Raw genomic sequence first — 12,614 nt, 5'->3', positions numbered from 1 at the left:
GCCGGCTGCTCAAACGCGCCCGGCGCTACTGGCCGCTGCTGGCGGCCGCGGGCGTGGGCATGGTGTTCGAGGCCGGCGCCGCCGCGGCCTTCACCTGGATGATGAAACCCATCGTCGACGAGACCTTCGTCAATCAGAACGAAGGCATGCGCTGGACCATCCCGCTGGCCATCGTCAGCCTGTTCGTGGTGCGCGGATTCGCCACCTTCGCCACCGACTACGGCATGGCCCGCACCGGCCGCAGCGTCGTGCGCGACCTGCGCGAGGACATCCTGGCCAAGTACCTGCGCCTGCCCAGCGAACGCTTCGACCGCGAGCCGGTGCCGGCCATGGTCTCGCGCCTGAACTACGACACCGAACAGGTGACCCAGGCCAGCTCGGACGCGCTCAAGACCATCCTCACCGACTCGCTGACGATCGTCGCGCTGCTGGCGGTGATGTTCTGGTACAGCCCGCAGGTGACCGTGGTGATGCTGATCCTGGCGCCGCTTATCGGCGGTATTTCCGCGGTGGTGGGGCGGCGCTACCGGCGCATCAACCGCGGCATACAGGACGGCGTGGCCTCCATGGCGCAGATCGCCGAACAGGCGCTTTCCGCGCAGCAGGAAGTGAAGGTCTACGGCGCCCAGGAGTCCGAACTTTCGCGTTACCGCAAGCTGATCGGCCAGAACCTGCGCCTGGGCGTGAAGGTCGAAGCCACCCGCGCCGGCGCGTCTTCGCTGGTGCAGACCCTGGCCGCGGTGGCGCTGGCGGTGATCCTGCTGGTGGCCGGGCACGAGGCCAGCCAGGGCCGCATGACCGCCGGCAGCTTCGTCGCCATCCTGACCTCGATGATGGCGATGCTGCCTTCGCTCAAGCGCATCGCCAACGTGCAGAGTGTCGTGCAGCGCGGCGTCGCCGCGGCCGACCGCCTGTTCTTCATCCTCGACGAAGCCGACGAGGCCGACACCGGCCAGCGGCCGCTGGCACGTGCCCGCGGCGAGATTGAATTCCGCGACGTAAGCGTCACCTATCCGGGCCAGGAAACGCCGGCGCTGGCAGGTATCAGCTTCAGCGCCGCGCCGGGCACCGTCACCGCCATCGTTGGCCGTTCGGGCAGCGGCAAGTCCACCCTGATCCGCCTGCTGCCGCGTTTTTACGAAGCCAGCCAGGGCGAAGTGCGCGTGGACGGCCACGCCGTCGGCGACTACAAGCTGGCCGACCTGCGCCGGCAGGTGGCCATGGTCGGGCAGCGGGTGATGCTGTTCGACGATTCGATCGCCGCCAACATCGCCTATGGCGCCGACGCTGGCGCGGACCAGGCGCGCATCCACGCCGCCGCCGAAGCCGCCAACGCGCTGGAGTTCATCGAGCGCCTGCCCGGCGGCATGCAGGCGACCATCGGTGAAAACGGCGGCCTGCTTTCCGGTGGCCAGCGCCAGCGCCTGGCCATCGCCCGGGCCATCCTCAAGGACGCGCCGATCCTGATCCTGGACGAAGCCACCGCCGCGCTGGACACCGAATCCGAGCGCCTGGTGCAGGACGCGCTGAACCGGCTCATCCCGGACCGGACCACCCTGGTCATCGCGCACCGGCTGTCGACGGTGGAACACGCTGACCAGGTGCTGGTGCTCGACGGCGGCCGCCTGGTGGAGCAGGGCACGCACGCCAGCCTGCTGGCCAAGGGCGGGCTTTACGCCCACCTGCACCGCATGCAGTTCCGCGAGCCGGAGGCCGGGTGAAAGCCGCGCTCGAGCGCTGGCTGCTGCGGCGCTGGTATGGCGACGTGGCGCCCGGTCCGGTGCTCAGATTGCTGTCCCTGGTTTATGGCGCGCTGCTGCGCCGGCGCCAGGCCGCCTTTGCCAACGGGGCGCGGCAGGTGCAGCACTTGCCGGTGCCGGTGCTGGTGATCGGTAACCTGGTCGCCGGCGGCGCCGGCAAGACGCCGCTGGCCATCGCCCTGGCCCGGGCCCTGGCGCGCCGCGGCTGGAAACCCGGCATCGCCAGCCGCGGCCACGGCCGCCGCGGCAAGGGTCCGACCTGGGCGCACCCGGATTCCGACCCCGCCGACTGCGGCGACGAACCCCTGCTGATCGCCCGGCAAACCGGCCTGCCGGTCGCGGTGGACAGCGACCGCGTCGCGGCCGCAAGGCGCCTGGTCGAAGCCGGCTGCAACCTGGTCATCGCCGACGACGGCTTGCAGCACCTGCGCCTGGGCCGCGATGTCGAAATCGAAGTGCGCGACGGCGAGCGCCGCTTGGGCAATGGCCGGCTGCTGCCTGCCGGCCCGCTGCGCGAGCCTGCCGGTCGCGCCGTGGATTTCCGGGTGATCAACGGCGGCGATGCGGCCGGGGACGACTGGCGCATGGATCTTCGCCTCGGCGACGCGCGGCCGCTGGGCCCCGGCGAACCGCGGCCGCTGGGCCTGTTCGCGCCCGGGCCGGTTCACGCCATTGCCGGCATCGGCAATCCGGGCCGGTTTTTCCAGGCCCTGCGCGCGGCCGGCCTGGAGGTGCTGGAACACGCCTTCCCCGACCACCATGCCTACCGGGCCGGCGAACTCGAATTCAGCCCGCCGGCGCCGCGGCTGATGACGGAAAAGGACGCGGTCAAATGCACGGGCTTCGGGCTGCGCGACGCCTGGACGGTGCCGGCCGTGGCCGAATTGCCTGATGCCTTCGTGGATGCCGTGAACGACCGCCTCGCCGCGGCCCGGCGCGAGCCCAACCCGGGAACCCACCCGTGAGCAAAACCGACTTCATCGTTGCCATTCCCGCCCGCTTCGGCGCCTCGCGGCTGCCGGGCAAACCGCTGCGGCTGATCGCCGGCGAACCCATGGTCGTGCACGTCGCACGGCGGGCGCTGGCGGCCGGCGCCCGCGAGGTCGTGGTCGCCACCGACGACCCGCGCATCGCCGACGCCCTGGCCGGGCAGGACCTGCGCGTCTGCATGACCCGCGCCGACCACGCCTCCGGCACTGACCGCCTGGCCGAATGTGCCGCGCAGCTGGCCTGGCCCGACGACAGCATCGTGGTGAACCTGCAGGGTGACGAACCCTTCGCACCGCCGGAAGGCATCCGCGCCGTGGCGGACGTGCTGGCGGGCGGGCAGGCCGAGATGGCGACGCTGGCGGCGCCGATCGAAGACGCCGGCACCCTGTTCGACCCCAATGCCGTGAAGCTGGTGCGCGACAGCAAGGGCCTGGCCCTGTATTTCAGCCGGGCGCCGATCCCCTGGCAGCGCGACCGGTTCGCCCGCGACCGCGTCGGCCCGGTGGCCGGCAGCGCGCTGCGGCACATCGGCATCTACGCCTACCGGGCGGGTTTCCTGCGCACCTTCACCCAACTGCCGCCCGGACAGCTTGAACAGCTTGAAGCCCTGGAGCAGCTGCGCGTGCTCGAAGCCGGCTACCGCATCGCGGTCGGGCTGACGCCGGTGCCGTTCCCGCCGGGCGTGGACACCGAAGCCGACCTGGCCCGCGCCGAGGCCCGGTTCCGGAAAGATAATCAACTTTAATTAATCAATTTAAGCTATTGAATATATTGTTTATTTGCATGGGCAATATCTGCCGTTCGCCGCTGCTTGAAGGCTGGGCGGCGCACCGTCGCGCGGACAGCCCGGTCGCCTTCAGCGTGGACTCGGCCGGCACCGGCGGCTGGCATGCCGGCCAGCCGCCCGACCCGCGGGCCATCGCCGCCGCCCGGCGCCGCGGCATCGACATCTCCGGCCAGCGCGCACGCCAACTTCAGTACGCCGACTTCCAGGCCTTCGACCTGGTGCTGTGCGCCGACCGCGACAACCTGGCCGCGGCGCGTTCGCTGGCGCCGGTTTCGGCGCGGCCGCGCATCGTGCTGGCGCTTGAATGGTGCGGCGTGAAGCAGGGCGGGGAAGTGCCCGACCCGTATTACGGCCACGACCGGGATTTCGACCACGTCTGCCAGCTCGCCAGCGAGGCCGCCGACGGCCTGCTGCGGCGTTTGGCTTCAGGGGCATAATGCCCGTGACCCCCCGGAACCCGTGCCCATGAACGCCGCCTACGCCGCGCCCGAATTACCCGCCCAGCTGCAGTGGCTCAACGCCGACCCGCAGCGCATTGAAGCCCATCGGGGCCGGGTGCTGGGACTGGTGTTCTGGAACGCCGCGTCGCCGTACTGCCACACCCTGCTGGGCGAGCTGCAGCGGCTGCAGGCGAAATTCCCGCTGGGCCTGTCGCTCATCGGCATCCACCTGCCGCGCTTTGATTCCGAACTCGACGGCCGCCTGGTGCTCAAGGCCGCCAACCGGCTGGGCCTGCCGTTCCCGGTGGCCAACGACCGTGGCTGGAGCACCTGGCAGCACTACGGCATCCAGTCCTGGCCGTCGGTGGCGCTGGTCGACACCCGTGGCCGCCTGCGTGAACTGTTCACCGGCGACGACCAGGCCGGCCGCCTGGAAACCGCCATCCAGGGCCTGATCGATGAAGTCGGCGGTGCCCTGGTGCAGACCGACCCGCCGCGCCGGCTCGGCGCCGAAGCGCGGCTGCCGCTGTCCTTCCCGTCCGGCCTGGCGGTCGGCGAAAACCACCTGTACGTGGCCGACACCGGCCACCACCGAATCCTTGAGTGCACCCACTCGGGCCGCGTCCTGCGCGAATTCGGCACCGGCCACGGCGACCTGGTCGACGGCGCACCGGAAGACGCGGCGTTCCGGCATCCGCGCGGCCTGTGCCTGGTGCGCGAATCGTTGTACGTGGCCGACACCGGCAACCACGCCCTGCGCCGCATCCGCCTGCTCGACGGCGCGGTCGAAACCCTGGCCGGCACCGGTCTCCCGGGCACGCCCCGCGAAGGCAGCGGCAAGGCCTCGGAGCTGCCCCTGAACCAACCCTGGGACGTGGTCGGCAACCTCGACCGCATCTACATCGCCATGGCCGGCGCCAACCAGGTCTGGGAGTTCGAACTGGGCGAAGCCCGGCTCAAACTCACCGCCGGCTCGGGTGAACTGGGCCTTGCCGACGGCCCGGCCCACGGCGCGATGTTCGCGCACCCGGCGGCGCTGGCGCAGGTGCAGCAGACGCTCTACATCGCCGATGCCGCCAGCTCCGCGATCCGTTCGCTGCAGATCACCCAGGGCCAGGTGCAGACCCTGGTGGGGCAGGGCCTGTACGAGTTCGGCGACCAGGACGGACAGCGCCGCGAGGCGCGCCTGCAATACCCGCTGGCGCTGGCCCTCGACCCGTCCAGCCCGGTGCTGTGGATCGCCGACAGCTACAACGGCAGCCTGCGCCGCCTGCGCCTGGGCGGCGGCGACGTCAGCACGCATCCGCTGGCGCAGCAGCTCGAACAGCCTGCGGCCCTCGCCGCCGCGCCGGGTTCGCTGTGGATCGCCAACTCCGGCGCGCACGAAGTGCTGCGCTACGACCTGGGCACCGGCAAGCTCGGCCGGCTGCCGATCGGCGAATGACCGACGGGCCGGCGCAAGCCGGGGAATTCGACGGCAAGGCCTTCGTTCGCCAGCTGACCCCGGCGCCGGGCGTCTATCGCATGCTGGCCGCCGACGGCTCGGTGCTTTACGTGGGCAAGGCTGCGTCGCTGAAAAAGCGCGTCGCCAGTTATTTCCTCAAGGAACAGCCCTCACGCCGCATCGCCCTGATGGTGGCGCAGATCGCCGGCATCGAAGTCACGATCACGCGCACCGAAAGCGAGGCGCTGATCCTCGAGAACCAGCTGATCAAGTCGCTGCGGCCGCGTTACAACGTGCTGCTGCGCGACGACAAGAGTTACCCGCACATCGTGCTTACCGACGAAACCTGGCCACGCCTGGCCTACCAGCGCGGGCCGCGCTCGGTGCCCGGGCGCTATTTCGGGCCGTTCACCAGCTCGGGCGCCGTGCGTGAAACCCTCGACCTGATGTTCAAACTCTTCAAGCTGCGCAGCTGCGAGGACAGCGTCTTCCGCAACCGCAGCCGGCCCTGCCTGCAGCACCAGATCGGCCGCTGCAGCGCGCCCTGCGTCGGACTGGTGCCGACCCGCGAATACGACGCCACGGTGCGGCGCGCGGCGCTGTTCCTGGAAGGCCGCAGCACCGAACTGGTGGATGAACTGGGCCAGGCCATGGAAGCGGCCAGTGCCCGCCTGGAGTTCGAACAGGCGGCCCAGCTGCGCGACCAGATCGCCGCGATCCGGCGCATCCAGGCCCGCCAGTACGTCGAAGGCGAACAGGTGGAGATGGACGTGCTGGCCTGCGTGCTCGACCGCGGCCAGGCCTGCGTGCTGCTGATGGCCTTCCGCAACGGCTACAACCAGGGCACGCGCAGTTTTTTCCCCAAGGCCAACGGCGCCGAATCCTGCGAAGAGGTGCTGGGGGCCTTTGTCGCCCAGCATTACCTTGAACACCGGCCGCCGCGCGAAATCGTGCTCAGCCACGCCATCGCCGACCAGGCCCTGCTGCAGGAGGTGCTGGCCAGCCAGGCAGGCCGCAAGGTCGAAATCAAGTCGTCGGTGCGCGGCGAACGCGCCCGTTACCTCGACATCGCCCGCCAGAATGCCGCCCTGGCCCTGGGCACCGAACTGGCCAGCAGCGCCAGCCAGCGCGCCCGGCTGGCCTCGCTGCAGGAACTGCTGGGCCTGGCTCAAACCCCGGCGCGCATCGAGTGTTTCGACATCAGCCACACCATGGGCGAGGCCACCGTCGCCTCCTGCGTGGTCTTCGACGCCGAAGGCCCGGTGCGCGGGCAATACCGCCGCTACAACATCAGCGGCATCGAACCCGGCGACGACTACGCGGCGATGCACCAGGCCCTGGAACGGCGCTTCCGCCGCGGCATGGAAGACGGCGTGCTGCCGGACCTGCTGCTGATCGACGGCGGCGCCGGCCAGCTGGCGCAGGCGCGTTCGGTGCTCGAAGCCCTGGGCGTCACCGGCGTGGCCATGGTCGGCGTCGCCAAGGGCGAAGCGAGGCGGGCAGGGCACGAAGCGCTGGTTTTCCCCGACGGCCGCGAGATCCGGCCAGGCGCCGCATCGCCCGGCCTGCAGCTGGTGCAGCAGGTGCGCGACGAGGCGCATCGTTTTGCGATCACCGGCCATCGTGGCAAACGCCAGAAAACCCGCGAGACCAGCCGGCTCGAGGACATCCCGGGCATCGGCCCGCGTCGGCGTGCGGCATTGCTCAAACACTTCGGCGGGCTGGCCGGACTGCGCGAGGCCGGGGTCGAGGAAATCGCGCGTGCCGAGGGCGTGAGTGCCGCGCTGGCGCAGCGCATCTACGATGCCCTGCATGGACTTGAGCCATAATCGCGCGATCCCGACGCCGGCGAACCGATGACCCTGACAATCCCGACCATGCTCACCATCTTCCGGATCCTGCTGATTCCGGTGCTGGTGGTCGTGTTCTACCTGCCCTACGGCTGGACCAACATCGCGGCGGCGGCAGTGTTCATCCTGGGGGCGGTGACGGACTGGGCGGACGGCTGGATCGCCCGGCGCTACGGCATGTATTCGGCCTTCGGCGCCTTCCTGGACCCGGTCGCCGACAAGCTGACGGTCGCTTTCGCGCTGCTGCTGGTGGTCGAGCGTTACCCGACCCCGCTGATGGCCATGCTGTCGGCGGTCATCATCGGCCGCGAGATCACCATCTCGGCGCTGCGTGAATGGATGGCGCAGATGGGCGCCCACGGCCTGGTCAAGGTGGCCGCGCTGGGCAAGATAAAAACCATCGTGCAGATGACCGCGATCAGCTGCCTGCTGTTCCAGGAAGACCTGCTGGGCCTGCCGGTGTTCCGCATCGGTGAATGGCTGCTGGCGGTGGCCGCGGCCCTGACCCTGTGGTCGGGCTGGGATTACCTGCGGGCGGCCTGGCCGACCATGCGCAAGAAAGGTTGAAGCGAAAAAAGTATTGACAGGGACCCGCCCGATCCCCAAAATACGCGTCTCTTGCGGGAATAGCTCAGTTGGTAGAGCACGACCTTGCCAAGGTCGGGGTCGCGAGTTCGAGTCTCGTTTCCCGCTCCAGTTTCAGACAAAGCCCCGTTCGCCGGGGTTTTGTTTTTTCCGGGTCCGCCGCGCTAAGCTTGGCCCCGGATTCGCTTCCCGGCCGGGTGGCAGAGTGGTTATGCAGCGGACTGCAAATCCGCGTACGCCGGTTCAATTCCGACCTCGGCCTCCATTTCAAACCGCGCTACGGCGCGGTTTTCTTTATCCCGACCCTCCCGCCGCCCGGTCCGCAATCCGGGGTCTTGGTCCGCAATTCAGCGGGTCGGTGTCACCTTCTGTCCCTTGCGCTTCCGGACATAGTGCTCGGTCATTACGACCGAAGCGTGGCCCAGCTGCTGCTGCGCCTGCCGGATATCGCCCGCCGACTCGGTCTTGTCGGTGCCGGCCTTCGCGCGCAAATCCCTGAACTGTAGTCCCTCAATGCCGGCCTTCTCGCACGCGGCTACCCAGCGACGCGACATTGCGTTGACGCCGAGCGCACGCCCGCTTTCGTTCACGATCAGCCGCGTGTTGTGCACCTTGTGCCCGGCCTTTCGAACGCGGATCCGCGCCAGCAGCTCGCCGAGCTCGCCGGCGACCTGGATCCGCAGCTTCGAACCGGTCTTGCCCTGGCGCACGTGCACGACGCCGTCGCGAAGATCCATCTCGGTCATGCGCAGCACGTCGGCCGGGCGCTGGCCGGTGAGGTAAGCCAGATCCATGGCATCGCGCAGGCACACGTCGGCGTGCTTCCAGATCGCCTGGAAGTCGACGTCCTCGACGTAGACGTCGCGGCCCGTCTCCTTGAAGCCCTTGATGCCGGCGCACGGGTTGGGCAGGGAGGTGTAGCCCTTGTCGCGGGCGAAGTTCCAGATGTGCGAGAGCAGGGCCTTTTCCCGGTTCGCGCGCACCAGGCCCTTGCCGCTCTTCGTGCGCCAGGTCATGTACTGCCGGACATTGACGGGCTCGATCGCCTCGAGCGGCGCCGGCGGATCGTCGAAGAAGGCCAGCAGCTTGGCCAGCTCGCGCAGGTTGTCGCGCTGGGTGCGGTCGGCCTTCGTGGGGAGTACGTGCTCCCGGTACCGCTCGGCCACCCACCGGAAGGTGATCACCGCCTGCAGCGGCACCGTCTGCTCGCGCTCGAGCTCGGCCCAGCGCTTGATGGCCAGGCCGTAGTCGCAGCCCAGCGGCTCCTCGCGGCGCGGCGTGCCGCCGTGGTCGTAGTAGTAGTAGATCTTCCCGGAGGCCTTTCGGCGTAGCCGCAGGCGAGGGATGGCATTCGGACGTGACGGGCGTCGACCCATGCGCTAGGGGGCCTTATTCGGACTCCAACGCGGCTTATCCTGCGCTGGCGCCGGGGTGGGATCAATGGCTGATCGAGGGACGACCGGCCAGCCGTGGTCGTCCAGGTAGTGCCGGATTCCGTTCTTGACCAAGAACCGCACCTGCCGCCGCCTCTGGGGGCTACGGGCCAGCTCCGCGATCTCGGACTTGGAAAGGCACAGAGCCATGGTCAGGCCACCTCCAGGCCTCGGCAACCCTCGGTCGCCAGCACCAGGCCGACGCAGGGGACCAGGTCCCGGCCGCGCGCCCGAACACCGACCGCGGGCAGCTCCGGCCAGTCGATCGGTGCCATGACCCCCTCGCTGGTGCGAAGGATCTCACCCCGCTGCTCCAGGTGGGCGCAGGCGCTGGCCACGCGCCGCGGGTCGGCACCCAGGGTCGCGGTGAGGCTCTGCAGGGACTGAGGGCGCTCGGCGCGCAGCACGAGCTCGAGGACCCGTTCAACAACAGTCATGGTGGGCTATCCTCCGGCAATGGCTGGATTCCGTGGGGCATTGGAGCGGGTTATGAACTGGGCGATCCCGATTCTTGTGATCGGGACTGCCATGGTCATGGGCGTTGCATTGGGCCTGCTGATGGCCACTGGCGAAGGGGCTGAAATCTGGGCCCAGATCGCAGGCGCTGCGCTGGGAGCTTTTATCGCCGTCTTGGGTGCTTTCGCCCTCGGCGAGGTGCGCGAGGCGAAAACTCGGCGCTTGCTTCGTGACGCCGTGGTGGCGGCCGTCGATGCGATCGCGAGCGAGGCAAGGGGGCTTGCTGGTCTTCGGCGCGACCATCAGAACCTCGACGTTCAGTACATGTTTGGTCGGTCCCACGCTGAGGGCGTCGTTTCGAGATTGGAGTACCTGGAACGATTCGGCCCTTGCCTTGAGCTTGGCGACTACGATCTGCTCCGCGCGCTGGCAGAGGTGCGCGCCCGATCGCGCCGCATTGGTGACATTCTCCAGGTGATGCATAACGAGCCACCGGTGCCCATTCAAGGCATGCAGATCGCCGTGCCGGTCCTCAAAGACAACCGGGTCCGGATGCTCGAAGCAGCCGGCGAACAGCTGGCCACTGCCTGCGACGCCGTGACAACCCGAATCGGTCAGAACCGAGCTCATGCGTCCACCGGGTAGTCGTCGTGCAGCTGGCCGTCGAGCAGGCGGCCGGCGGCCTTCTTGCCGACGCGCGCCATGACAGTCGGCCTACAGGTCGGCACGCGCTTCTGTCGATCGGCCGCGGCCATTGCCGGCAGAGTCCAGTTGTGAAGGACCCTGCCGTCGTCCAAGACCGCCGCGGTGGTGGTGGATCCGGCCGAGCCCTCCTGCCATTCCCCCCACTGCTTGAACAGGAACGGCACGCCGGCAGCCGCGCACTGGTCGCGCAGCGATCGCGCCCAGTCGGGATGCATCGGCCTCGCACCGGCGCCGGATTCGCCGCCGGCGACGACCCAGTCGATGCCGTGGGCCCTGGTGCTCACCCAGCCCTGAGGCCCGCCACTTTCGTGCCCCTCTTCGTCCAGGGCGTCCCGCAGGTCCACCGCCCCCAGTAGTGGCTCGGCGGAGATCCACCGCACCGCGGCCGGCGTCTGCAGCAGCAGCGGGATTCGCTCGTCGGCCGCGGCCTGGTCCTCGACGCTGACGCCGAGCCAGACGTTGGGAAGTGGCCAGGCGTCGCGGAAAAACAGGGGCGCATCTGCAGGGCGTTCACCGCTGGGAACGCCATCCCGGGTCACGTAGCCATCCCACGCCGGACTGGGCTTGAACCGCTGGAGGTAGGACAGCATCCGCGCTGGCCGCTTGGACAGCACCTGGAAGGAGTGCTCGGGCGCGTAGCGCATGACCATGAACACCCGGTCGATCCACTCGTCGGGCACGTTCTCGTGGAACAGGTCACCGTGGGCACAGACGAAGATGCGCCGCGGCCGGCGCCAGCGCAGCGGCTGGTCGAGCCATTCCTCGTTGAGCCGCACCTGGCCGTTCCAGACGGGCCCGGCCTTGGTCTCGACCGTGAGGCCAGCGCGGCTGGGGTGGTGCTGCAGGCGGGTGCCGGCCAGCTTCATGGCGTAGCAATGCTTGCAGCCGGCCGACACCACGCTGCAGCCCGTGATTGGGTTCCAGGTTGCGTCGGTCCACTCGATGTGGGTGTGGTCAGCCATGGTTGTCCCTCAGGATCGCCCTGTCCGGCTCGGTGGCCTGGTCGCGGTCCTCCAGAAGGGCCGCGAGCGGGCGAAGCAAACAGTCGCCGCAGATCACGATCTCCGAGGTGTCCAGGGGAATAGCCAGGTCTTCGTTGGTACCCATGACGCTAGCGAGCGCGGCGCCAATCTGCATTTCAAGTCCGGCCTGGCGCTGGATCGCCCGGGGGTCGAGAACAAGGCGATCCACGGTCACCCGATAGACCAGCGGTCCCCCCTTCGCGAGGCCCTTGCCGCAAGCCGCGCAGGGGCGAAGGTCTCGACGCTTGAGCCCACTAGCCACGGCCGGCCACCTCGAAGGCTTCGGAAATCGGCGGCAAGGGGCACCAGCGGATGAACTCGAACTTGTGCTCGTTGGGGTAGATCCAGACGCCGCGGCTCCGGCCAGCTGTCATAACGACCAGCCCCGCGCCGCCGCCACAGCAGGTCATGCGCGCCAGGATCGCCACGCCGGCCGTGTCTTGCGGCGCAGATTCGATCGGCCGCCAGGCATCGGCCGCCGCCGCCGCGGCAACCTTGGCCGTGTCGAGCTCGGCCTTAGCAGCGACCAGCTCCGCGCGAACGTCTTGGCCTGCGAAGTAGGGGCCGTGTGAAGTGACGGTTGGCAGGAAGCGCTCGGGGTCCACCAGGTCGGCGTCGGGGGACATGAAATGTGCCTTCCAAGGCGCCACCACCACGAGCACGAAGTTGAGCTCAGGGCGCTGCGTGTCGCCAAGGACATAGATCCCGGGCGTCTCCATCATCGCGCGCACCGCGGGCGTCAGGAGGTCGATTTCCTCAGCCTGGCCGACGAGGAGGAGGTTGCGTTTAGTCATTGGGGGCCTCGAGCTTTGGCAGCAGGTTCTGGCTTTTCACGTGGTCGATTACCGACACGCCGTTGGGAAGGAGGATGTGCGACAGGAACGCGGCCTCGAAGGACATCATTCCGATCTCGATGGCGGTCACCTGACCCTTCACCCAGTCGCGCAGGATCGAATAGACCGCGATTGCGCCGATGCCGAGGGCCTTCGCCTCGTAGTCGGCCTTGCTGATCCGGTGGCGGCTGGGGTTGTAGGGGTGCTCTCGCAGCCAGGCCGCGGCATAGCCACGCGAGCTGGCCTTGAGCATCACGCACCGGCCCCGGTGTTCGAACTGGACGAAGAGCTCGCCCGTGTCGAAGTCCT

General features: G+C 68.9%; 15 protein-coding genes and 2 tRNA genes. 10 read left to right on the top strand and 7 right to left on the bottom strand.

Translation table 11 applies throughout. The features are described from left to right. From msbA to AACZ35_RS07720, 9 genes are all read left to right on the top strand, one after another. A partial coding sequence (msbA, locus tag AACZ35_RS07760; protein ID WP_339827907.1) for a lipid A export permease/ATP-binding protein MsbA occupies positions 1–1,721 on the top strand: 1,721 nt, incomplete at its 5' end. Continuing rightward, entirely contained in the window at positions 1,718–2,725 is a 1,008-nt protein-coding gene (gene lpxK, locus AACZ35_RS07755; protein WP_339827905.1) for a tetraacyldisaccharide 4'-kinase, read from the top strand. The genes msbA and lpxK, both read left to right, overlap by 4 nt. Then, on the top strand, positions 2,722–3,495 hold the full coding sequence (gene kdsB, locus AACZ35_RS07750; RefSeq protein WP_339827903.1) for a 3-deoxy-manno-octulosonate cytidylyltransferase: 774 nt from the start codon (positions 2,722–2,724) through the stop codon (positions 3,493–3,495). Before lpxK ends, kdsB begins: the two co-directional genes overlap by 4 nt. Before the next feature lie 17 nt (positions 3,496–3,512). Further along, a complete protein-coding gene (locus AACZ35_RS07745) occupies positions 3,513–3,974 on the top strand; it encodes a low molecular weight protein-tyrosine-phosphatase (protein ID WP_339827900.1) in 462 nt (153 codons plus the stop codon). Positions 3,975–4,002: 28 nt separating this feature from the next. Then, complete coding sequence (locus tag AACZ35_RS07740; RefSeq protein WP_339827897.1) at positions 4,003–5,421, top strand: redoxin family protein; 1,419 nt, start codon at positions 4,003–4,005, stop codon at positions 5,419–5,421. Then, complete coding sequence (gene uvrC / locus AACZ35_RS07735) at positions 5,418–7,250, top strand: excinuclease ABC subunit UvrC (RefSeq protein ID WP_339827895.1); 1,833 nt, start codon at positions 5,418–5,420, stop codon at positions 7,248–7,250. Before AACZ35_RS07740 ends, uvrC begins: the two co-directional genes overlap by 4 nt. A 27-nt stretch (positions 7,251–7,277) precedes the next feature. Then, positions 7,278–7,838 (top strand): CDP-diacylglycerol--glycerol-3-phosphate 3-phosphatidyltransferase, encoded by a 561-nt coding sequence (pgsA, locus tag AACZ35_RS07730; protein WP_339827893.1) that lies wholly within the window; start codon positions 7,278–7,280, stop codon positions 7,836–7,838. A gap of 53 nt (positions 7,839–7,891) precedes the next feature. Then, positions 7,892–7,967 (top strand) — tRNA-Gly (locus tag AACZ35_RS07725). An 80-nt stretch (positions 7,968–8,047) separates the two neighbouring features. Then, positions 8,048–8,121, top strand: a tRNA-Cys gene (locus tag AACZ35_RS07720). Between the two features lie 82 nt (positions 8,122–8,203). Here AACZ35_RS07720 and AACZ35_RS07715 read toward each other — a convergent pair. From AACZ35_RS07715 to AACZ35_RS07705, 3 genes are read right to left on the bottom strand one after another with little or no spacing between them, the layout of a single operon-like run. Next, complete coding sequence (locus tag AACZ35_RS07715) at positions 8,204–9,232, bottom strand: tyrosine-type recombinase/integrase (protein WP_339827890.1); 1,029 nt, start codon at positions 9,230–9,232, stop codon at positions 8,204–8,206. Between the two features lie 3 nt (positions 9,233–9,235). Continuing rightward, a complete protein-coding gene (locus AACZ35_RS07710; RefSeq protein ID WP_339827887.1) occupies positions 9,236–9,439 on the bottom strand; it encodes a DUF4224 domain-containing protein in 204 nt (67 codons plus the stop codon). A 2-nt stretch (positions 9,440–9,441) separates the two neighbouring features. Continuing rightward, positions 9,442–9,726 (bottom strand): hypothetical protein, encoded by a 285-nt coding sequence (locus tag AACZ35_RS07705; protein WP_339827885.1) that lies wholly within the window; start codon positions 9,724–9,726, stop codon positions 9,442–9,444. A gap of 52 nt (positions 9,727–9,778) precedes the next feature. On the opposite strand from AACZ35_RS07705, the gene AACZ35_RS07700 reads away from it, so the two are divergent. Then, the gene (locus AACZ35_RS07700; protein WP_339827882.1) at positions 9,779–10,390 is read left to right on the top strand and encodes a hypothetical protein; all 612 of its coding nucleotides are present in this window, start codon (positions 9,779–9,781) and stop codon (positions 10,388–10,390) included. Here the strand turns inward: AACZ35_RS07700 and AACZ35_RS07695 are convergent. From AACZ35_RS07695 to AACZ35_RS07680, 4 genes are all read right to left on the bottom strand, one after another. Continuing rightward, a complete protein-coding gene (locus AACZ35_RS07695) occupies positions 10,372–11,412 on the bottom strand; it encodes a phage Gp37/Gp68 family protein (RefSeq protein WP_339827879.1) in 1,041 nt (346 codons plus the stop codon). The genes AACZ35_RS07700 and AACZ35_RS07695 overlap by 19 nt on opposite strands. Further along, positions 11,405–11,647: a hypothetical protein gene (locus AACZ35_RS07690; RefSeq protein WP_339827877.1), complete on the bottom strand. Its 243-nt coding sequence runs from the start codon at positions 11,645–11,647 to the stop codon at positions 11,405–11,407. The genes AACZ35_RS07695 and AACZ35_RS07690 overlap by 8 nt, the downstream gene beginning before the upstream one ends. A 79-nt stretch (positions 11,648–11,726) precedes the next feature. Continuing rightward, on the bottom strand, positions 11,727–12,266 hold the full coding sequence (locus AACZ35_RS07685; protein WP_339827875.1) for a hypothetical protein: 540 nt from the start codon (positions 12,264–12,266) through the stop codon (positions 11,727–11,729). Beyond that, a partial coding sequence (locus AACZ35_RS07680) for a hypothetical protein (protein WP_339827873.1) occupies positions 12,259–12,614 on the bottom strand: 356 nt, incomplete at its 5' end. The genes AACZ35_RS07680 and AACZ35_RS07685, both read right to left, overlap by 8 nt.

This window comes from uncultured Arenimonas sp. (assembly GCF_963976025.1).
GTDB lineage: Bacteria > Pseudomonadota > Gammaproteobacteria > Xanthomonadales > Xanthomonadaceae > Arenimonas.
Note: the sequence above shows the minus strand (reverse complement) of the source record. Positions and strands in the feature narration are given on the sequence as shown.